This is a genomic window from Flavobacterium sharifuzzamanii (assembly GCF_003254585.1).
Lineage (GTDB): Bacteria > Bacteroidota > Bacteroidia > Flavobacteriales > Flavobacteriaceae > Flavobacterium > Flavobacterium sharifuzzamanii.
Genome location: NZ_QJGZ01000037.1, coordinates 77,404 through 97,432 on the forward strand (window position 1 = coordinate 77,404; position 20,029 = coordinate 97,432).

A 20,029-nucleotide genomic window follows, 5' to 3' on the forward strand; every position below is an offset into this window, starting at 1 on the left:
TCTTGATTTAAAATTGGATTTTAATGTTAAAGCTAACATCTCTTGTTGATGGTAAAGATCCTGTTGAGTAGCCTTGTAGGTTACCAGCTCCTAATCCAGATTCTGGATCTGCGTCTGGCAAGTTTTTGTGTATAATCCAAAGATTTGTTCCAACAACACTAAAAGTCATTCCGTTGATGAATGTGTTTTTTAACACTTTTTCTGGTAAAGCGTATGTAATTGCTGTTTGTCTCAGTTTGATATAGCTTGCATCATATACAAATGCTTCGTCTGGTAAACCTCTTCTGTAACCTTGAGCTCCAAATCGGCTAGCTTCAATTCTAGTAGTGTTTACTTTTCCATCAGGATTTACCCCTGGGTTTATAAAACCTCCACTGTCAGCTCCAGAAGTCAATGGGTTTCTGATAGGGTTTCCTAGTTCATTTATAAAAGCTGTATCATCAGGAAGACCAGTTGCTAAACCATAATAACGGTCTAGTGAGAATATTTGTCCGCCTTTTTGCATATCGATTAAGAATTCAAATGAAAAGTTTTTATAAACGAATTTGTTGTTTAGACCTCCCGTGTAATCAGGATTTGCATTTCCAATTGCATTGTCAGACGTTGAAGTTTTGATATATTGGCCATTACTTGGGTCAACAACTGGTTGTCCATTTAAATAAGTGTATTTTGTACCGTATATAACTCCGTATGGTTGTCCAACGGCAGCATTTATTGTCACACCGCCTTGAAAAGATCCTAATTGTAAGTTGTCAATGCCGTCTAAAAGATTTAGAACTTTGTTTCGATTTCTAGCAAAGTTTAAATTTACTTCCCATGAAAAAGTGTCTGTTTTTATTGGAGTACCATTTAGACTTATTTCAATCCCCTTGTTTTCAATTTCTCCGGCATTAATTAATTCATATAGGTATCCAGTAGAAGCAGTAAGTCTTAATGGAATGATCTGGTCAATTGAGTTTGATTTGTAATAAGAGAAATCAAATCCTAATCTCTTTTTAAAGAAGGAAAGCTCTAAACCTGCTTCGTAACTTTTTGTACGTTCTGGTTTTAGGTTAGGATTGTTCTTAGTGTCTTTTACTGATGCTGATGCTGCTCCAAATGCAGTGTTAACAGCGTAGGTGTCTAAGACTCTGTCAAAGCCAGGGCTGTTTCCAACTTCTGCATAATTAAGTCTGACTTTTCCAAAAGATAGCCAATCTGCCTCGATGAATTTTGAAAACACAAAACTAGAGGAAACGGAAGGGTAGTAATAAGTACTGTTTGCTTCCGGAAGAGTTGAAGAGTGGTCTCTTCTGATTGTTCCTTCAAGGAATAAATAATCTTCGTATCCAAAAGATGCGCTTCCATAGATACCATCTACACCTATAGCTTCATCTCTTTCGATAGGTGCTAGAAGTGGGCTTACAGTATTTTGTAAAGAATATAGTTTTGGAATAGCAAGTCCGCCATTTGTTGCGGCAAATATTGAATTATAATAACTTCTTCGAATGTTTACTCCGACAACACCTTTTAAGTTTAGTTTTTCTGTGATGTCTGTATTGTAGTTTAACATGAAGTCATAATTGTATTCACTAAAGCCTATGTTTTTTCGTGAGTAACCTGATGATGCTGGGTTTCTGTTAAGAGAACCATCACCACCTCCGGTTCCAATTCCAAAATCAACTGGTACACTTCCAATGGCTCTTCTTTCTTCTTGTAGCTCATCGTACGTGTCAACAGAAATTCGGCCAAAGGCGTCCAGCCAGCTTGCAATTTTATAGTTTAAAGATACGTTTCCAATAAATCTGCTTCTGCTGTCTGATTCATAATTTTCATAGCGTTGAAAATAAGGGTTGTCCCAAAATATTGGAGTTGGATTTGTGTATGAATTAGGATTCCATGTTACATTACGTCCTGTAAGTTCATAAGCTTGTCTTAAGCTTTTTAGATCAACGTTGGTTTGCCACCATTGTCTAAAATTACCAGCAATATTGTCATTGTATCCTGTGCTGTTTCTACCAATTGTGCTTGTTTTTGTAAAGTTTCCGTATCCTGCCACGGTTAATCTGTCGTTGATCAGAGTAGATGCGTTCAGTGTAAAAGTGTTTCTTTTTAAGCTGCTATTTGGCATTAAGCCAGTTTGATCAAGATTGTTGGCTCCTAATCTTAAGTAACCATTTTCTAAGCCTTTGTCAATTGAAATAGAATTGGTAAGAGCTACTGGCTTTTGGAAAAAAGTAATAGGGCCATTTTTTGCTGCTACCCAAGGTGTGGCTTTCATGTAATTTGGAGACTCAGGATAAAATGCATCCCATTGATAAACCATTAAATTTGGATCAAAAGCTTGTCCATAAGAAGCGTCCTCTGTTAGTGGAGTTACATTGTCTAAAACACCATCTCCATTAATATCAATGTGGTCTAAATATGAATCTTCATCGGGACCATAGTAAGGTCCATATCCAGCACCATATTGTTTTTGATATTTAATAAAAGTGCTTTTGTCGACAGAACCAATTGTTACGCCTGAATTAACAGTAATTGAATAGCCTTTTGCTTTTTTGTTCCCTTTTTTTGTGGTAATAACAACAACTCCGTTTGCGGCTCTAGATCCATATAATGCACTTGCGGCAGAGCCTTTAAGTACGTTGATAGATTCAATGTCTTCAGGGTTAATGTCTGATGCGGCGCTTCCGTAATCATAACCTGCTCCAGATTGTTCCTGATCTCTCGTATTTGAATTGTTGTTGCTTACTGGAACCCCATCAATAACAAATAGAGCTTGATTGTTTCCTGTTAGGGAAGAATTTCCTCTAATTACAATATTGGTGGAACCGCCAAAGTTTGTTGTTCGTTTTACCTGTACTCCAGAAACTTTTCCTGATATGGCATTTACGAAGTTGTCACTTTTAACTGCAGCAAGGTTTTCACCTTTAACTTCTTGAGTTGCATAACCAAGAGATTTTTTTTCTCTTGATAATCCTAAAGCGGTAACAACTACTCCTTCTAGTTGTTGTGCATCGCTTGATAGTTTAGCGTTAATTTTTGTTGAGCTAGCTGGAAATTCTTGAGATTTCATTCCAATGTAGCTAAAAACTAAAACTTGATTTGGTGATGCTTTGATGGAATATTTTCCATCAAAATCGGTTTGTGTTCCAGTTTTTGCTCCTTTTATTAATACACTTACACCTGGTAGAGGCATATTTGCATCATCGGTAACAATACCTGAAACAGTTCTTTCTTGCGCAAAGGTTAGTTGCGCCATTAGTGCTAATAAAAGCACTAAGAATCTGTTTGGTTTTGATTTCATATTGTCAAATATTTTGGATTAGTAGTGTAATATTCGTAAATACTTGTTAAAAATCCTAATATTTTGTTAATGAGTTTTTGTAAAAACCTAAAATTTAACATTGTAACAGATTGTGAGTATACTGTTATAAAATTTTATTTCGGCTTGATTTGTGCTACCATTGGCTATTATTATCTTTAATAAGCCATTTTTAGTTAGTAGTCCTAAACCTACACCGGCACTAATTAAACTCGTGAATTTTTTGCTGTTTTTGGTTGAAACCTGATCTTGGTAAATTCCATAATCAAGTATTGTGTGGATGTATAAATTTGAACTGAGTAAATATCTGTATTCGGTAATGAATAGATTTGCAATGTTTCCTTGTAAGCTATTTTCGGAGAAGCCTCTAATTGAATTTAATCCTCCAAATCTGAAAAGTTCATTTATTATGTAATTGTCGCTTTTTAAATATAAAATTTGAGGGTTGATGTAAATGAAGTTCTTTTTGTTTAATTCGAAATTGTAAGATAGATTTATATTGGTGTAAAATTGATTTGTTTCTGTTGTTTCAGGAGTGTTATTTGTTGTTCTTTTTCCATAGCCAAATAATATGTTTGCATATGATTTTCTTGGAAACAAATAGTTAGAATTGTCGTTTTTTTTGTATTCTAGGGTGGAGGTAAAATAGGAGTTTTTAAAATCACTTATTGTTGAACTGTTGGTGTTTTGTATGTCACTCGATTCTGTTGATTGATATCCTATATATACTTTAGAATTGTAGTTTAGAAAATAGCCTAAATTTATTTCTGTTTTTGTGTTTTGAAATGTACTGTCCTGTTTAAAAATATTTAGTTGGGCTTTTATTCCTAGAGGACTTTTAAAAATGTACGGGATTTCCAGTTTTGTATTAAATGTTGTTTGTTTGTTTCCATCGCTTTTCCAATATAATGAAAATTGTTCTCCTGCATGAAGTGTGTTGATTAAGGAAATGTCTAAATAGCCATTAAGACGTATTTTTTTACTGTCGTCGTTTGAAAAGCCAATATAACCATCAAAAGTGTTTGCTTTTCTCTTATCTATATATGTATAGACTTTCGTCGAGTCTTTAGTAAATAAGATTTCGGGGTATTTGGTTTGAGAAACAAACTCAAAGCTATTAATGTCGTCAGAAATTTTTTTAACGGTTTCTTGGTTAAAAGTTTTATTGATATATTTTTTGTTCAATTGCTTTAACGCTCCTTCAGGGAAAAAGCCTTTCACATAAGGATTGTTGTAATTCAAAACAATTGAATTCAAAGCTCTTTTTTTTTCAGAGTCAAGACTTAGATCTGCATATATTATGGTGTTCTTTTTCTTAAGATTTTTTAGTTTTATTTTGGTGAATGCATAGCCAGCTTTTTCCTTATTTGAAATTTCTTGACTTAAAAAGTTTTCAAGTTCTGTGTAAGGGATAATTATGCTGTCTTTTGAAATTTTATTTGAATCATAAAAGAGACTATTTGTGCCTATATATATATGGATCTCTTTTATTTTGTTTTTTAGGTCTATCAAAACAATATATGAGCTGTCATTGATCTTTTTGTTTTCAATTATTTCAGAGTCTATGTAGCCTTGCTTTGTGAGATGGTTTAAAGTAGTGGAAATTTCATTATTGAGAGATTTTACGTTTATATGTTTTTTTACATATGGAATAGAATCGATTGTTGAGCTTTGCTGTTTATTGATTCCATTTATATTCAAATAAAAAGATTGTGCGAAACAATTTGAGGATAAAAGTAAAATGAGTATGTATTGTAATTGTTTCAAATGCAATTATTTTGTTAGTTAAATGTAAAGCAAATATCTAATGTTTCTCGCTGAAATCATAGATATAAATAATGTTGTTGAAAATTAATGATTTAACGTTTGTATAGTGAAAATTATTTTATACATTTGCAACCCCGTAAAAAGCGGGAATTTAATAAACATAATAATTTTTAGTATTAATTATGCCAACAATTCAACAATTAGTAAGAACAGGAAGAACTCAGATCACTAAGAAGAGTAAATCGGTTGCTTTAGATTCTTGTCCTCAAAGAAGAGGGGTTTGTACGCGTGTTTACACTACTACACCAAAAAAACCAAACTCTGCAATGCGTAAAGTTGCGCGTGTACGTTTGACAAATGGTAATGAGGTGAATGCTTACATCCCTGGAGAAGGACATAATCTACAAGAGCACTCGATAGTATTAGTGCGAGGTGGAAGGGTAAAAGATTTACCAGGTGTTAGATATCATATCGTTCGTGGAGCTCTTGATACGTCAGGTGTTGCAGGAAGAACGCAAAGAAGATCTAAGTACGGTGCTAAACGCCCAAAAGAAGCAAAAAAGTAATTTAAAAACTTTTAAGAAAAAGACATGAGAAAAAGAGCGGCAAAGAAAAGACCACTTTTACCGGATCCAAGGTTTAATGACCAATTAGTTACACGTTTTGTGAACAACTTAATGTGGGATGGTAAGAAATCTACAGCTTTTAAAGTATTTTATGATGCAATTGATATCATCGAAACTAAAAAGCAAAATGATGAGAAGACTTCATTAGAGATCTGGAAAGATGCTTTAACAAACGTTATGCCTCACGTAGAAGTACGTAGCCGTAGAGTTGGTGGAGCTACATTCCAAATCCCAATGCAGATTCGTCCAGACAGAAAAATTTCTATGGCAATGAAGTGGTTAATACTTTATTCTAGAAGAAGAAATGAGAAATCTATGGCACAACGTTTAGCTTCTGAGTGTTTAGCTGCGGCTAAAGAAGAAGGTGCTGCGGTTAAGAAAAGAATGGATACTCACAAAATGGCAGAAGCTAATAAAGCATTCTCTCACTTTAGATTTTAATTCGTAAGAAATGGCTAGAGATTTAAAATATACAAGAAATATCGGAATCGCTGCTCACATTGATGCTGGTAAAACAACAACAACTGAGCGTATTCTTTTTTATACTGGAAAGTCACACAAAATTGGTGAGGTGCACGATGGTGCTGCAACAATGGACTGGATGGCTCAAGAGCAGGAAAGAGGTATTACAATTACTTCTGCTGCTACAACTTGTACTTGGAACTTTCCAACTGTGCAAGGTAAAGTTATTCCTGAATCATTACCATACCACTTTAATATTATTGATACTCCTGGACACGTTGACTTTACTGTAGAGGTAAATCGTTCTTTACGTGTGCTTGATGGTTTAGTTTTCTTATTTAGTGCTGTTGATGGTGTTGAGCCTCAATCAGAAACTAACTGGAGACTTGCTGATCAATATAGAGTTCCTCGTATGGGATTCGTAAATAAAATGGACCGTCAAGGTGCTAACTTTTTAGCTGTATGCGGACAGGTTAAAGATATGTTGAAATCGAATGCGGTTGCAATTACTTTACCTATTGGTGATGAAGCAGATTTTAAAGGTATTGTTGACTTAGTTAAAAATCAAGCTATTGTGTGGCATGATGAAACTCAAGGAGCTACTTTTGATATTGTTGATATCCCAGCTGATATGGTTGATGATGTGAAACACTACCGTTCTATCCTTATCGAAGAGATTGCTACTTATGATGAGAATCTGTTAGATAAATACATGGAAGATGAAAACTCTATTACAGAGGAGGAAATCAATAATGCTTTAAGAGCTGCAACTATTGATATGGCGATCATTCCTATGCTTGCTGGTTCTTCTTTCAAAAACAAAGGAGTTCAATTCATGTTAGATGCTGTTTGTAAGTATTTACCATCTCCATTAGATAAAGAAGGTATTGAAGGAATTCACCCTGACGATGCTGAATTATTAGAGGAAGATCAAACTAAAATCTTACGTCGCCCAGATGTAAAAGAGCCGTTCGCTGCTTTGGCATTTAAAATTGCTACTGACCCATTCGTAGGTCGTTTAGCTTTCTTCCGTGCTTACTCTGGACGTTTAGATGCTGGTTCTTATGTTTTAAATACTCGTTCTGGTAACAAAGAGAGAATCTCTCGTATTTACCAAATGCACGCTAACAAACAAAATCCAATCGAATTTATTGAGGCTGGAGATATTGGAGCTGCTGTAGGATTTAAAGATATTAAAACTGGAGATACTTTGTGTGATGAAAAGAGTCCAATTATCTTGGAATCTATGAAATTCCCAGAGCCAGTAATTGGTATTGCTATTGAGCCTAAAACTAAAGCTGACGTTGATAAAATGGGTATGGCTTTGGCTAAATTAGCTGAAGAGGATCCAACGTTTACTGTAAGAACTGATGAGGCTTCAGGTCAAACTATTATTTCTGGTATGGGTGAGCTTCACTTAGATATCTTAGTTGATCGTATGAAACGTGAGTTTAAAGTAGAGGTTAACCAAGGTGAGCCGCAAGTAGAATACAAAGAGGCGTTTACTAAATCTGCTCAACATAGAGAAACTTACAAGAAACAATCTGGGGGTCGTGGTAAATTCGGTGATATCGTATTTAGAATCGAGCCTGCTGATGAAGTTGATGGTAAAGTTCCAGTTGGATTACAGTTCGTAAATGAGGTAAAAGGTGGTAACGTTCCTAAAGAATATATCCCTGCTGTTGAAAAAGGTTTCCGTGAGGCTATGAAAACAGGTCCGTTAGCTGGATACGCTGTTGATAGTTTAAAAGTAACTTTATTAGACGGATCTTTCCACCCTGTGGATTCTGATGCTCTTTCTTTTGAATTAGCTGCAAGAATGGGTTATAAAGAATCTGGACGTGCTGCTGGAGCTGTTATTCTTGAGCCAATCATGAAAATCGAAGTTATTACTCCAGAAGAAAACATGGGTGATATCGTAGGTGACTTGAACCGTCGTAGAGGTCAGGTTAATGATATGGGTGATAGAAATGGTGCTAAAACTATTAAAGCTGATGTGCCTTTATCAGAAATGTTTGGTTATGTGACTACATTAAGAACATTATCTTCTGGTAGAGCAACTTCAACAATGGAGTTTTCTCACTATGCGGAAACACCTTCTAACATTTCAGAAGAGGTAATCAAAAAAGCAAAAGGTAACGCTTAATTTTAAGAAAATGAGTCAAAAAATCAGAATAAAACTAAAATCTTACGATCACATGTTAGTAGATAAATCTGCTGAAAAGATCGTAAAAACAGTAAAAACTACTGGAGCAGTTGTAACAGGTCCAATTCCGTTGCCAACTCACAAAAAACTTTTCACTGTATTGCGTTCTCCGCACGTTAACAAAAAAGCGAGAGAGCAATTTGAAGTAATGTCATACAAGAGATTGATTGATATTTATTCATCTTCATCTAAAACTATTGATGCTTTAATGAAACTTGAATTGCCAAGTGGAGTTGAAGTAGAAATTAAAGTATAATTTTTTTATATTTTTTTATATAAAAAGCGAGGCATTTTTGTCTCGCTTTTTTTTGTTTTTAAAAGTTGCTTTTGTTTTGGAAAAATTGAGGTTTTGTGTTTTTTTTAAATCTTTTAGCTTTAGGTAAAGTCCTTTGTTTTAGGGCTGTCCGAGTTTTTTCTGTTGTGAATTTATTAGCTAATTGTTAAGTGAAAAATATTTTTAGAGTGAATAAATGAGCTTGAGTTTTGATGTAAATATGGTTTGTTTTTGTGTTGTTTTGATGCTTGGATTTTGATAATGAGCGATTTAATTTTTATAACAGTTTGGTTTATTCAATTTTAATATCTACTTTTGCACTCCCTGTTTGGAAATTTCTGTTATTTTCAAATTGAAGGGAATTTTAGTAATTAATAATTAATATTTATGTCTGGGTTAATTGGTAAGAAAATCGGCATGACTAGTATTTTCGACGAAAACGGGAAAAACATTCCTTGTACAGTAATCGAAGCTGGTCCATGCGTTGTTACCCAAGTCAGAACCAACGAGGTTGACGGGTATGAAGCGTTGCAACTTGGTTTCGATGACAAAAACGAGAAACATTCTACTAAAGCTGCTTTAGGGCACTTTAAAAAAGCTGGAACTGTTGCTAAGAAAAAAGTCGTTGAATTCCAAGATTTTGCAACTGAACAAAAATTAGGAGATCTTATTGATGTTACTATTTTTGAAGAAGGAGAATTTGTAGATGTACAGGGTGTATCTAAAGGTAAAGGTTTCCAAGGTGTTGTTAAACGTCACGGTTTTGGTGGTGTTGGACAGGCTACTCATGGTCAGCACAACCGTTTAAGAGCGCCAGGTTCTGTAGGAGCTTCTTCTTATCCATCTAGAGTATTCAAAGGAATGCGTATGGCTGGAAGAATGGGAGGAGAAAATGTAAAAGTTCAAAACCTTAGAGTTTTAAAAGTAGTTGCTGAAAAGAATCTACTTGTTGTTAAAGGATGTGTTCCTGGGCACAAAAACTCTTATGTAATCATTCAGAAGTAATGGAAGTAAAAGTATTAGATTTCAACGGAAAAGATACTGGAAGAAAAGTTCAACTTTCTGATTCAGTATTCGCAATTGAACCAAACAATCACGCTGTATATCTTGATGTTAAGCAATATCTTGCTAATCAAAGACAAGGTACTCATAAAGCTAAAGAAAGAGCTGAGGTAACAGGAAGTACGCGTAAGATTAAAAAACAAAAAGGAACTGGTACTGCTCGTGCAGGAAGTGTTAAGAGTCCATTGTTTAAAGGTGGTGGAACAGTTTTCGGGCCAAGACCAAGAAGTTATTCATTCAAATTGAATAAAGGCTTAAAGAGGTTAGCTAGAAAATCGGCTTTCTCAATCAAAGCAAAAGAGTCAAATATTGTAGTTTTAGAAGACTTTAATTTTGAGGCGCCAAACACTAAAAATTTCATTAACGTTTTGAAAGCTTTAGGGTTAGAGAATAAAAAATCTTTATTTGTGTTGGGTGAGTCAAATAAAAACGTATATTTGTCGTCACGTAATTTAAAGGCTTCAAACGTCGTAACTAGCTCAGAATTAAGCACTTACGCAATATTAAACGCTAACAATTTAGTGCTTTTGGAAGGTTCTTTAGAGTTAATTGAAGAAAATTTAAGTAAATAATAGGAATATGAGCATTATTATTAGACCTATAGTAACGGAAAAAGTAACCAAAGAAAGTGAAGTTCTAAACCGCTTCGGATTCGTTGTTAACAAAAAAGCAAACAAAGTTGAGATTAAGAAAGCTGTTGAGGCTGCTTATGGAGTAACTATCGTTTCTGTTAATACAATGAATGTGAGACCAGATAGATCTACTAAATACACTAAAAGTGGTTTAATCAGTGGAAAGACAAATGCTTATAAAAAAGCAATTGTACAAGTACAAGAAGGAGAAACAATTGATTTTTACAACAATATCTAAGATAGAAAAATGTCAGTAAGAAAATTAAAACCTATTACCCCGGGTCAGCGATTTAGAGTTGTGAATGGTTATGACGCTATTACAACTGATAAGCCGGAACGCTCTTTGATAGCGCCGATAAAAAACTCAGGAGGTAGAAATAGTCAAGGAAAGATGACCATGCGTTATACGGGTGGTGGTCACAAGCAGAGATATCGTATCATCGATTTCAAAAGAACTAAAGATGGAATTCCAGCTACAGTGAAATCAATCGAATACGATCCAAATCGTACTGCATTTATCGCTTTATTAGCTTACGCTGATGGAGAGAAAACTTATATTATCGCTCAAAACGGATTGAAAGTTGGTCAGAAATTAGTTTCTGGACCAGAGTCTCAACCAGAGATTGGTAATACTTTACCTTTAAGCAGAATTCCTCTTGGAACTGTTATATCTTGTATTGAGTTACGTCCAGGACAAGGAGCTGTTATTGCTCGTTCAGCTGGAACTTTTGCTCAGTTAATGGCAAGAGACGGGAAATACGCAACAATTAAAATGCCATCAGGTGAGACAAGATTAATCTTGTTAACTTGTTCAGCTACAATTGGAGCTGTTTCTAACTCTGACCACCAATTAGTTGTATCTGGAAAAGCAGGTAGAACAAGATGGTTAGGAAGAAGACCTAGAACTAGACCAGTAGCGATGAACCCTGTTGATCACCCTATGGGAGGTGGTGAAGGACGTTCTTCTGGAGGGCACCCACGTTCAAGAAACGGATTGCCAGCTAAAGGTTACAGAACTCGTTCTAAGAAAAACCCGAGTAACAAGTATATCGTAGAACGTAGAAAGAAATAATAAGATATGGCACGTTCATTAAAAAAAGGACCTTTCGTTCATTATAAATTAGACAAGAAAGTTCAAGAAAACGTAGAAAGTGGTAAAAATGCAGTTGTTAAGACTTGGTCTAGAGCTTCAATGATTACACCAGATTTCGTTGGACAAACTATCGCAGTTCATAACGGTCGTCAATTTGTACCAGTTTACGTAACAGAAAACATGGTAGGTCACAAATTAGGAGAGTTTTCACCAACTAGATCTTTTAGAGGTCATGCTGGAGCAAAAAATAAAGGTAAAAAATAAAAGAAGCAATGGGAGTTCGTAAAAGAGAAACAGCAGATGCGAGAAAAGAGGCTAATAAGTCTATCGCTTTCGCAAAATTGAATAACTGCCCTACTTCACCTAGAAAAATGCGCTTAGTAGCGGACTTGGTAAGAGGTCAGAAGGTAGAAAGAGCACTTAACATTTTAAGATTCAGTTCTAAAGAAGCTTCAAGAAAATTAGAAAAACTATTATTATCTGCAATCAATAACTGGGAGCAAAAAAATAGTGAAGGTAATTTAGAAGAAGCTGGATTATTTGTTAAAGAGATCAGAGTAGATGGTGGAATGATGTTGAAAAGACTTCGTCCAGCTCCACAAGGTCGTGCACACAGAATAAGAAAACGTTCTAATCACGTTACAATCGTGCTTGGAGCTATAAATAACACACAAAGCAATTCTTAAGCAGCATGGGACAAAAGACAAATCCAATTGGAAATAGACTTGGTATCATCAGAGGATGGGACTCAAACTGGTATGGTGGAAATGATTACGGCGATAAATTAGCTGAAGATCACAAAATCAGAAAGTATATCCATGCTCGTTTATCAAAAGCTAGTGTATCAAAAGTAATCATTGAGAGAACTTTGAAACTTGTAACCGTTACTATCACTACTGCTAGACCTGGTATCATTATCGGAAAAGGTGGACAAGAGGTAGACAAGTTAAAAGAAGAACTTAAGAAAGTTACTGACAAAGAGGTTCAAATTAACATCTTTGAAATTAAAAGACCTGAGCTAGATGCTTATCTTGTGGCTACAAGCATCGCTCGTCAAATCGAAAGCCGTATTTCTTACAGACGTGCAATCAAAATGGCTATTGCTGCTTCTATGCGTATGAACGCTGAAGGTATCAAAGTTTTGATTTCTGGTCGTTTGAATGGTGCAGAGATGGCGCGTTCAGAAGGTTTCAAAGAAGGTAGAATTCCTCTATCAACTTTCAGAGCTGACATTGATTATGCTTTGGCTGAAGCTCACACTACTTACGGTAGAATGGGTATCAAAGTATGGATCATGAAAGGTGAAGTTTACGGTAAGAGAGAACTTTCTCCACTTGCTGGAATGGATAAAAAACAATCTGGTACAGGTGGTGGAAAAGGTGGAGATGCTCCTAGAGGCAAATCTAACTTTAACAAAGGTGGAAAACCAGACGCTCGTAAAAGAAAGTAAATTTTTAAACTAAAGAAAAATGTTACAGCCTAAAAGAACAAAATACCGTAAGGTACAAAAAGGTAGAATGAAAGGTAACTCTCAAAGAGGGCATGAACTTTCAAATGGAATGTTTGGTATTAAATCTGTACATGAAGATGGAATGTTCTTAACATCTCGTCAAATCGAAGCTGCGCGTATCGCTGCAACTCGTTACATGAAGAGAGAAGGACAATTGTGGATTAAAATTTTCCCAGACAAACCTATCACTAAGAAGCCTCTTGAAGTACGTATGGGTAAAGGTAAAGGAGCAGTTGAATATTGGGCTGCTGTTGTTAAACCAGGAAGAATTATGTTTGAAGTTGGAGGAGTTCCATTGTCAGTTGCAAAAGAGGCTTTACGTCTTGCAGCTCAAAAACTTCCAGTAAAAACTAAGTTCGTCGTTGCTAGAGATTTCGAAGCATAATTTATATTTATTATGAAACAATCAGAAATAAAAGATCTTTCTGCAGCGGAGTTGCAAGAAAAGCTTAGTCAAACTAAGAAAGTATATGCTGACCTAAAAATGGCTCACGCTATTTCTCCAATTGCTAACCCACTTCAAATTAGAAGCGTTAGAAGAACAGTTGCAAGATTGGCTACAGAGTTAACTAAAAGAGAGTTACAATAATTGTATTCTGCTGAAAGATGGAAGAAAAAAGAAATTTAAGAAAAGAAAGAATAGGTGTTGTTACTTCAAATAAGATGGATAAATCTATCGTTATTTCTGAAGTAAGAAAAGTAAAACACCCATTATACGGTAAGTTCGTGTTGAAAACTAAGAAATATGTTGCACACGACGAAACAAACGACTGTAACATTGGAGATACTGTAAGAATTAGCGAAACGCGTCCTTTAAGTAAAACAAAATGTTGGAGATTAGTTGAAATCTTAGAAAGAGCTAAATAATTATGGTACAACAAGAATCAAGACTAAAAGTAGCAGATAACACGGGAGCTAAAGAAGTTTTAACTATTCGTGTTTTAGGAGGTACTAAAAGAAGATATGCCTCTGTTGGTGACAAAATTGTAGTTTCTATCAAAGATGCAACTCCAAACGGAAACGTGAAAAAAGGAGCTGTTTCAACTGCAGTTGTTGTGCGTACTAAAAAAGAAGTGAGAAGAGCTGATGGTTCTTATATCCGTTTCGATGACAATGCATGTGTTCTTTTGAATGCTGCAGGTGAAATGAGAGGAACTCGTGTTTTTGGTCCGGTAGCAAGAGAACTTCGTGAAAAACAATTCATGAAAATTGTATCATTAGCACCAGAAGTGCTTTAATTCGTTTTTAAGATGATAAAGCTAAAAATAAAATCAGGAGATATCGTAAGAGTTATTGCTGGAGACCATAAAGGTGCTGAAGGTAAAGTTTTACGTGTTTACCGTGAGAAAAATAAAGCGATAGTTGAAGGTGTAAACATGGTTTCAAAACATACAAAACCAAGTGCTAAAAACCCTCAAGGTGGTATCGTTAAGAAAGAGGCTTCTATTCAAATTTCTAACATTTCTCTAATTGATCCTAAAACTAAGGAAACAACTAGAGTAGGTATTAGAGTAGAAGGAGATAAGAAAGTAAGATTTTCAAAAAAATCTAATCAAGTACTATAGTAATGGCATATACACCTAGACTAAAAGAAGAATATAAGAGTAGAGTAATCTCTGCTCTTAAAGAAGAGTTCGGATATACAAACGTAATGCAAGTTCCTAAACTTGAAAAAATCGTTTTGAGCCGTGGAGTTGGTGCAGCTGTATCTGATAAAAAACTTATTGACTATGCAGTTGATGAGTTAACAAAGATCACTGGACAAAAAGCAGTTTCTACAATCTCTAAAAAAGACGTTGCGTCTTTCAAATTGAGAAAAGGAATGCCTATTGGAGCAAAAGTTACTTTACGTGGAGAAAGAATGTATGAGTTTTTAGATAGACTTATTACTTCTGCTTTGCCACGTGTTAGAGATTTTAGTGGTATTAAAGCTACTGGTTTCGACGGAAGAGGTAACTACAATCTTGGAGTTTTAGAGCAAATCATTTTCCCAGAAATTGATATTGACAAAGTGAACAAAATTTCAGGAATGGATATTACTTTTGTTACTACTGCAAAAACAGACAAGGAAGCAAAGTCATTATTGGCTGAATTAGGATTACCTTTTAAAAAGAATTAAGACATGGCTAAAGAATCAATGAAAGCCCGCGAGGTGAAAAGAGAGAAAACGGTAGCTAAGTATGCTGAGAAGAGAAAAGCTTTATTAGAAGCTGGAGACTACGAAGGTTTGCAAAGATTGCCTAAAAATGCTTCACCAGTTCGTTTACACAACCGTTGTAAATTAACAGGTAGACCAAGAGGTTATATCCGTCAATTCGGTATTTCACGTGTAACTTTCCGTGAAATGGCTAACAATGGATTAATTCCAGGTGTTAAAAAGGCATCTTGGTAATCTCGCAATAAGTTATTACTTTTGCAAACCAAAAAATAATTTTAATTGATTAAAGGTTCGGGAGACGGGTGTCTCCCGAAAACCATAATCGCAATCAAATACATATGTATACAGATCCTATTGCAGATTATTTGACTAGAGTTCGTAACGCTGTGGCTGCAAACCACAAAGTTGTTGAAATTCCGGCATCTAATCTTAAAAAAGAGATAACTAAGATCTTATTTGATCAAGGTTACATCTTAAGTTACAAATTTGAGCAGAACACGGTTCAAGGTTCTATCAAAATTGCTTTAAAGTATGATAAAGATACGAAAGAGCCTGTAATTAAAGATATTCAAAGAATTAGTAAACCTGGTTTACGTAAGTACGCAGGTGCTGCCAAATTACCAAGAATCCTTAACGGATTAGGAATTGCTATCGTTTCTACATCAAAAGGTTTGATGACTGGAAAGCAAGCAAAGCAATTAAATGTAGGTGGTGAGGTAATTTGTTACGTATACTAATTTTAAACACTAGATAAGATGTCAAGAATAGGTAAAAGCCCAATTGTAATTCCTGCTGGTGTAACTGTTGAAGTTAAAGACGGTAGTATTACGGTAAAAGGAAAAAAAGGTCAACTAACTCAGGAGTTTTCGGACGTAACTGTAAAAGTTGAAGGTGATCAAATCATAGTTGAAAGATCATCTGATTATAAAGACCAAAGAGCAAAACACGGATTATACAGAGCATTAATCAGTAATATGATTGTTGGTGTATCTGAAGGTTTTACAAAAGAACTTGAATTAGTTGGAGTTGGTTATAGAGCTTCAAACCAAGGACAAAAGTTAGATTTAGCTCTTGGATATTCTCACAATATTGTTTTAGAAATTGCTCCAGAAGTATCTTTAGAAACAATATCTGAAAAAGGTAAGAACCCAATCGTAAAATTAACATCATTTGATAAACAACTTTTAGGACAAGTTGCTGCGAAAATCAGAGGTTTCCGTAAGCCAGAGCCATACAAAGGAAAAGGTGTTAAATTTGTGGGTGAAGTATTAAGAAGAAAAGCAGGTAAATCAGCTTAAAATATAAGATTATGTCATTAACAAAATCTGAAAGAAGACAGAGAATTAAATTCAGAATTAGAAAATCGGTTAGTGGTACTGCTGCAAGACCTAGACTTTCTGTTTTTAGAAGTAATAAAGAAATTTACGCTCAAATCATTGATGATGTAAATGGAGTTACTATCTTAGCTGCATCTTCTAGAGAAAAAGAAATAGGAAAAGGTACTAACGTTGAAGTAGCTGCTGCTGTTGGAAAACTAGTTGCGGAGAAAGCGTTAAAAGCTGGGATTGATACCATCACTTTTGACAGAGGTGGATATTTATATCACGGTCGTATTAAATCATTAGCAGAAGGCGCAAGAGCCGCTGGACTTAAATTCTAATATATTATGTCTAAATACAAAAATGTAGAATTGGTAAAACCTAGTGGTCTTGAATTAAAAGATCGTCTAGTTAGTGTTAATCGTGTTACTAAAGTTACAAAAGGAGGTAGAGCTTTTGGTTTTTCTGCTATTGTAGTTGTAGGTGATGAAAATGGAGTAGTTGGTCATGGATTAGGTAAATCTAAAGACGTTTCTGAGGCAATTGCGAAAGCAGTAGAAGATGCTAAGAAAAACTTAGTTAGAATTCCTTTGAATGGACAATCTGTTCCTCACGAGCAAAAAGGTAAATTTGGTGGTGCACGTGTATTCTTAATTCCAGCGTCTCATGGTACTGGAGTTATTGCTGGTGGAGCTGTTCGTTCAGTTCTTGAGTCAGTAGGTATTCACGATGTATTGTCTAAATCTCAAGGATCATCAAATCCACATAACGTAGTAAAAGCAACTTTTGATGCTTTATTGCAAATGAGAAGCGCTCATACTGTTGCAAAACAGAGAGGTGTTTCTTTAGAGAAAGTTTTTAAAGGTTAATTCAGGAAATTATGGCTAAATTATTAGTAAAACAAGTAAGAAGCAAAATCAACTGTCCTCTTTCTCAAAAGAGAGGGTTGGAAGCTTTAGGTCTACGTAAAATTGGACAAGTTGTGGAGCATGAGTCAAATCCTGCTATCCTTGGGATGATAAACAAAGTTAAACACTTAGTTTCTGTAGAAGAAGCTAAATAACAAATACTGTTATGAATTTAAGTAACTTACAACCTGCTGAGGGGTCTACACACAATCAAAATAAAAGATTAGGTAGAGGAGAAGGTTCTGGAAAAGGTGGTACCGCTGCACGTGGACACAAAGGAGCAAAATCTCGTTCTGGTTATTCTAAAAAGATTGGTTTTGAAGGAGGGCAGATGCCACTTCAAAGACGTGTACCTAAGTTTGGTTTCAAAAACATCAATCGTAAAGAATACGAAGGTGTTAATTTAGATACTCTTCAATTATTAGTTGATAACGGTGTAATTACTGATTCTGTTTCTATGACAGATTTCGTAGCAAATCGTCTAGCTACTAAAAATGAAATCGTTAAGATTTTAGGTAGAGGAGAATTGAAAGCAAAATTAAAAGTAACTGCCCACAAATTTACTGCTACTGCAAAAGCTGCTATTGAAGCTGCTGGTGGAGAAGCTGTAACTATATAACTTATCTATTAAGATGAAGAAATTTATTGAATCAATAAGTAATGTTTGGAAAATCGAAGAACTAAAAAATAGAATCTTAATTACATTAGGATTACTTTTAGTATATCGTTTTGGAGCACACGTTACGCTTCCTGGAATTGACGCAACGCAATTGACTGGTTTAGCGGGACAAACTAAAAATGGTCTAGGATCTATTCTAGACATGTTCACCGGGGGTGCTTTCTCTAAGGCTTCAGTTTTTGCCTTAGGTATCATGCCTTATATTTCTGCGTCTATTGTTGTTCAGTTGATGGGGATTGCGATTCCATATTTGCAAAAACTTCAAAATGATGGGGAAAGTGGTAGAAAAAAGATTAATCAAATCACTCGTTGGTTGACAATCGCTATCACATTGGTTCAAGGTCCAACTTATATCTATAATTTATACAGAACATTGCCTAGTAATGCATTTTTGCTAGGCTTTAATTCTCCTGAATTTTTGTTCTCGTCTGTTATCATTTTGGTTACTGGTACAATTTTTGCTATGTGGCTGGGTGAGAAAATTACAGATAAAGGTATTGGAAATGGTATTTCATTGTTAATTATGGTTGGTATTTTAGCTCGTTTACCACAAGCTTTTATCCAAGAGTTTACAACTCGTGTTACCAATAACAATGGAGGTCCAATGTTATTAGTTATTGAAATTATTGTGTGGTTATTAGTTATCATTTCTTGTGTATTGCTTACAATGGCAGTACGTAGAATCCCTGTTCAGTATGCTCGTCGTACAACTACAGGAGATTACGAGCAAGATTTGGCAGGAGGTAATAGACAATGGATTCCTCTAAAGCTTAATGCTTCTGGAGTTATGCCAATTATTTTTGCTCAGGCAATTATGTTTATTCCTGCGGCTGTAGCTGGATTGTCTAAATCAGATACATCACAATCTATTGTTGGTGCATTTAGTAATATGTTTGGTTTCTGGTATAATTTTGTTTTTGCAACTTTAATTATTGTATTTACATTCTTTTATACTGCAATCACAGTACCTACTAACAAAATGGCTGATGATTTAAAGAGAAGCGGCGGTTTTATTCCTGGAGTTCGTCCTGGAGCAGAAACTTCTGATTTCCTTGATAAGGTGATGTCTTTAATAACTTTCCCAGGATCTTTATTCCTTGCTTTGATTGCTGTGTTCCCAGCTATTGTTGTAAGTATTATGGATGTACAACAATCTTGGGCAATGTTTTTTGGAGGTACCTCATTAATAATTATGGTTGGTGTTGCAATAGATACTATTCAACAAATCAATTCATACTTGTTAAACAAACATTATGATGGTTTAATGAAGACTGGTAAAAATAGAAAAGCGGTAGCTTAATATATTTATGGCAAAACAATCAGCAATAGAACAAGACGGATCAATCATTGAAGCATTATCAAATGCGATGTTCCGTGTAGAGTTAGAAAATGGACATATTGTAATTGCTCATATTTCTGGTAAAATGCGAATGCATTACATCAAATTATTACCTGGTGATAAAGTGAAACTAGAAATGAGTCCTTACGATTTGTCAAAAGCAAGAATTACTTATCGATATTAAAGGATATTCACTATGAAAGTTAGAGCATCAGTAAAAAAGAGAAGTGCCGAGTGCATTATCGTGCGTAGAAAAGGGAGACTGTACGTAATAAACAAAAAGAATCCTAGATTTAAACAAAGACAAGGATAATTATGGCAAGAATAGCAGGGGTAGATATCCCAAAAAACAAAAGAGGTGTTATCGCACTTACCTACATCTTCGGATTAGGAAAAAGTAGAGCTATTGAGATTTTAGAAAAAGCTCAAGTTAGCCAAGATAAAAAAGTTCAAGATTGGAATGATGATGAGATCGGAGCAATTCGTGAAGCTGTTTCATTTTACAAAATCGAAGGAGAATTACGTTCTGAAATTTCTTTAAACATTAAACGTTTAATGGATATTGGATGTTACAGAGGTATTCGTCATAGATCTGGTCTTCCATTAAGAGGGCAAAGAACTAAAAACAACTCAAGAACAAGAAAAGGTAAAAGAAAAACTGTTGCTAACAAGAAAAAAGCAACTAAATAA

General features: G+C 35.0%; 30 protein-coding genes. 28 read left to right on the forward strand and 2 right to left on the reverse strand.

Translation table 11 applies throughout. The features are described from left to right. Positions 1–7 precede the first annotated feature (7 nt). Positions 8–3,286, reverse strand: coding sequence for a SusC/RagA family TonB-linked outer membrane protein (locus DMA14_RS08880; protein WP_111424375.1), 3,279 nt, complete (start codon positions 3,284–3,286; stop codon positions 8–10). Positions 3,287–3,373: 87 nt separating this feature from the next. Continuing rightward, on the reverse strand, positions 3,374–5,005 hold the full coding sequence (locus DMA14_RS08885; protein ID WP_238989937.1) for a BamA/TamA family outer membrane protein: 1,632 nt from the start codon (positions 5,003–5,005) through the stop codon (positions 3,374–3,376). Between the two features lie 248 nt (positions 5,006–5,253). Here DMA14_RS08885 and rpsL point away from each other — a divergent pair, with 248 nt between their 5' ends. From rpsL to rpsM, 28 genes are all read left to right on the forward strand, one after another. Continuing rightward, positions 5,254–5,637, forward strand: coding sequence for a 30S ribosomal protein S12 (gene rpsL, locus DMA14_RS08890; protein ID WP_007136570.1), 384 nt, complete (start codon positions 5,254–5,256; stop codon positions 5,635–5,637). A 24-nt stretch (positions 5,638–5,661) separates the two neighbouring features. Then, complete coding sequence (gene rpsG, locus DMA14_RS08895; RefSeq protein ID WP_026727879.1) at positions 5,662–6,138, forward strand: 30S ribosomal protein S7; 477 nt, start codon at positions 5,662–5,664, stop codon at positions 6,136–6,138. Positions 6,139–6,148: 10 nt separating this feature from the next. Then, the gene (fusA, locus tag DMA14_RS08900; protein ID WP_111364460.1) at positions 6,149–8,305 is read left to right on the forward strand and encodes an elongation factor G; all 2,157 of its coding nucleotides are present in this window, start codon (positions 6,149–6,151) and stop codon (positions 8,303–8,305) included. A gap of 10 nt (positions 8,306–8,315) precedes the next feature. Further along, positions 8,316–8,621: a 30S ribosomal protein S10 gene (gene rpsJ, locus DMA14_RS08905; RefSeq protein ID WP_007803605.1), complete on the forward strand. Its 306-nt coding sequence runs from the start codon at positions 8,316–8,318 to the stop codon at positions 8,619–8,621. A gap of 405 nt (positions 8,622–9,026) precedes the next feature. Continuing rightward, on the forward strand, positions 9,027–9,644 hold the full coding sequence (rplC, locus tag DMA14_RS08910) for a 50S ribosomal protein L3 (protein ID WP_008464284.1): 618 nt from the start codon (positions 9,027–9,029) through the stop codon (positions 9,642–9,644). Continuing rightward, positions 9,644–10,273, forward strand: a complete 630-nt coding sequence (gene rplD, locus DMA14_RS08915) for a 50S ribosomal protein L4 (RefSeq protein WP_111424376.1) — start codon at positions 9,644–9,646, stop codon at positions 10,271–10,273. Before rplC ends, rplD begins: the two co-directional genes overlap by 1 nt. A gap of 7 nt (positions 10,274–10,280) precedes the next feature. Next, positions 10,281–10,571 carry a 50S ribosomal protein L23 gene (gene rplW, locus DMA14_RS08920; RefSeq protein WP_008464286.1) on the forward strand — a complete coding sequence of 97 codons (291 nt, stop codon included), beginning with the start codon at positions 10,281–10,283 and terminating at the stop codon, positions 10,569–10,571. A 9-nt stretch (positions 10,572–10,580) separates the two neighbouring features. After that, on the forward strand, positions 10,581–11,405 hold the full coding sequence (gene rplB / locus DMA14_RS08925) for a 50S ribosomal protein L2 (RefSeq protein WP_008464287.1): 825 nt from the start codon (positions 10,581–10,583) through the stop codon (positions 11,403–11,405). 6 nt (positions 11,406–11,411) lie between these two features. Then, positions 11,412–11,690: a 30S ribosomal protein S19 gene (gene rpsS / locus DMA14_RS08930; RefSeq protein WP_008464288.1), complete on the forward strand. Its 279-nt coding sequence runs from the start codon at positions 11,412–11,414 to the stop codon at positions 11,688–11,690. A gap of 8 nt (positions 11,691–11,698) precedes the next feature. Then, on the forward strand, positions 11,699–12,112 hold the full coding sequence (gene rplV, locus DMA14_RS08935; protein WP_007803631.1) for a 50S ribosomal protein L22: 414 nt from the start codon (positions 11,699–11,701) through the stop codon (positions 12,110–12,112). Positions 12,113–12,117: 5 nt separating this feature from the next. Then, the gene (gene rpsC, locus DMA14_RS08940) at positions 12,118–12,876 is read left to right on the forward strand and encodes a 30S ribosomal protein S3 (protein ID WP_008464292.1); all 759 of its coding nucleotides are present in this window, start codon (positions 12,118–12,120) and stop codon (positions 12,874–12,876) included. A 19-nt stretch (positions 12,877–12,895) separates the two neighbouring features. Further along, on the forward strand, positions 12,896–13,321 hold the full coding sequence (gene rplP, locus DMA14_RS08945) for a 50S ribosomal protein L16 (RefSeq protein WP_008464295.1): 426 nt from the start codon (positions 12,896–12,898) through the stop codon (positions 13,319–13,321). A 12-nt stretch (positions 13,322–13,333) separates the two neighbouring features. After that, the gene (rpmC, locus tag DMA14_RS08950) at positions 13,334–13,525 is read left to right on the forward strand and encodes a 50S ribosomal protein L29 (protein ID WP_008464297.1); all 192 of its coding nucleotides are present in this window, start codon (positions 13,334–13,336) and stop codon (positions 13,523–13,525) included. Positions 13,526–13,542: 17 nt separating this feature from the next. Then, positions 13,543–13,803, forward strand: a complete 261-nt coding sequence (rpsQ, locus tag DMA14_RS08955) for a 30S ribosomal protein S17 (protein WP_012022485.1) — start codon at positions 13,543–13,545, stop codon at positions 13,801–13,803. A 2-nt stretch (positions 13,804–13,805) separates the two neighbouring features. Next, positions 13,806–14,174 carry a 50S ribosomal protein L14 gene (rplN, locus tag DMA14_RS08960; protein WP_007803649.1) on the forward strand — a complete coding sequence of 123 codons (369 nt, stop codon included), beginning with the start codon at positions 13,806–13,808 and terminating at the stop codon, positions 14,172–14,174. 12 nt (positions 14,175–14,186) lie between these two features. Beyond that, entirely contained in the window at positions 14,187–14,501 is a 315-nt protein-coding gene (gene rplX / locus DMA14_RS08965) for a 50S ribosomal protein L24 (RefSeq protein WP_007803650.1), read from the forward strand. A 2-nt stretch (positions 14,502–14,503) separates the two neighbouring features. Next, a complete protein-coding gene (gene rplE, locus DMA14_RS08970; RefSeq protein WP_017495015.1) occupies positions 14,504–15,055 on the forward strand; it encodes a 50S ribosomal protein L5 in 552 nt (183 codons plus the stop codon). A 3-nt stretch (positions 15,056–15,058) separates the two neighbouring features. Further along, positions 15,059–15,328 (forward strand): 30S ribosomal protein S14, encoded by a 270-nt coding sequence (rpsN, locus tag DMA14_RS08975; protein ID WP_008464305.1) that lies wholly within the window; start codon positions 15,059–15,061, stop codon positions 15,326–15,328. Between the two features lie 104 nt (positions 15,329–15,432). Then, complete coding sequence (gene rpsH / locus DMA14_RS08980; RefSeq protein ID WP_008464306.1) at positions 15,433–15,831, forward strand: 30S ribosomal protein S8; 399 nt, start codon at positions 15,433–15,435, stop codon at positions 15,829–15,831. Positions 15,832–15,849: 18 nt separating this feature from the next. Next, positions 15,850–16,392 (forward strand): 50S ribosomal protein L6, encoded by a 543-nt coding sequence (gene rplF / locus DMA14_RS08985; RefSeq protein WP_111424377.1) that lies wholly within the window; start codon positions 15,850–15,852, stop codon positions 16,390–16,392. 11 nt (positions 16,393–16,403) lie between these two features. Further along, complete coding sequence (gene rplR / locus DMA14_RS08990) at positions 16,404–16,754, forward strand: 50S ribosomal protein L18 (RefSeq protein WP_008464310.1); 351 nt, start codon at positions 16,404–16,406, stop codon at positions 16,752–16,754. Positions 16,755–16,757: 3 nt separating this feature from the next. Continuing rightward, complete coding sequence (rpsE, locus tag DMA14_RS08995; protein ID WP_085949269.1) at positions 16,758–17,282, forward strand: 30S ribosomal protein S5; 525 nt, start codon at positions 16,758–16,760, stop codon at positions 17,280–17,282. A gap of 11 nt (positions 17,283–17,293) precedes the next feature. Next, a complete protein-coding gene (gene rpmD / locus DMA14_RS09000; protein ID WP_008464315.1) occupies positions 17,294–17,476 on the forward strand; it encodes a 50S ribosomal protein L30 in 183 nt (60 codons plus the stop codon). An 11-nt stretch (positions 17,477–17,487) separates the two neighbouring features. After that, the gene (rplO, locus tag DMA14_RS09005; protein WP_109190654.1) at positions 17,488–17,940 is read left to right on the forward strand and encodes a 50S ribosomal protein L15; all 453 of its coding nucleotides are present in this window, start codon (positions 17,488–17,490) and stop codon (positions 17,938–17,940) included. A 13-nt stretch (positions 17,941–17,953) separates the two neighbouring features. Continuing rightward, positions 17,954–19,300 (forward strand): preprotein translocase subunit SecY, encoded by a 1,347-nt coding sequence (gene secY / locus DMA14_RS09010; protein ID WP_007803669.1) that lies wholly within the window; start codon positions 17,954–17,956, stop codon positions 19,298–19,300. 7 nt (positions 19,301–19,307) lie between these two features. Then, positions 19,308–19,523 (forward strand): translation initiation factor IF-1, encoded by a 216-nt coding sequence (gene infA, locus DMA14_RS09015; RefSeq protein WP_007136545.1) that lies wholly within the window; start codon positions 19,308–19,310, stop codon positions 19,521–19,523. A gap of 12 nt (positions 19,524–19,535) precedes the next feature. After that, positions 19,536–19,652: a type B 50S ribosomal protein L36 gene (ykgO, locus tag DMA14_RS09020; protein ID WP_002987490.1), complete on the forward strand. Its 117-nt coding sequence runs from the start codon at positions 19,536–19,538 to the stop codon at positions 19,650–19,652. A 2-nt stretch (positions 19,653–19,654) separates the two neighbouring features. After that, complete coding sequence (gene rpsM, locus DMA14_RS09025) at positions 19,655–20,029, forward strand: 30S ribosomal protein S13 (RefSeq protein WP_008464322.1); 375 nt, start codon at positions 19,655–19,657, stop codon at positions 20,027–20,029.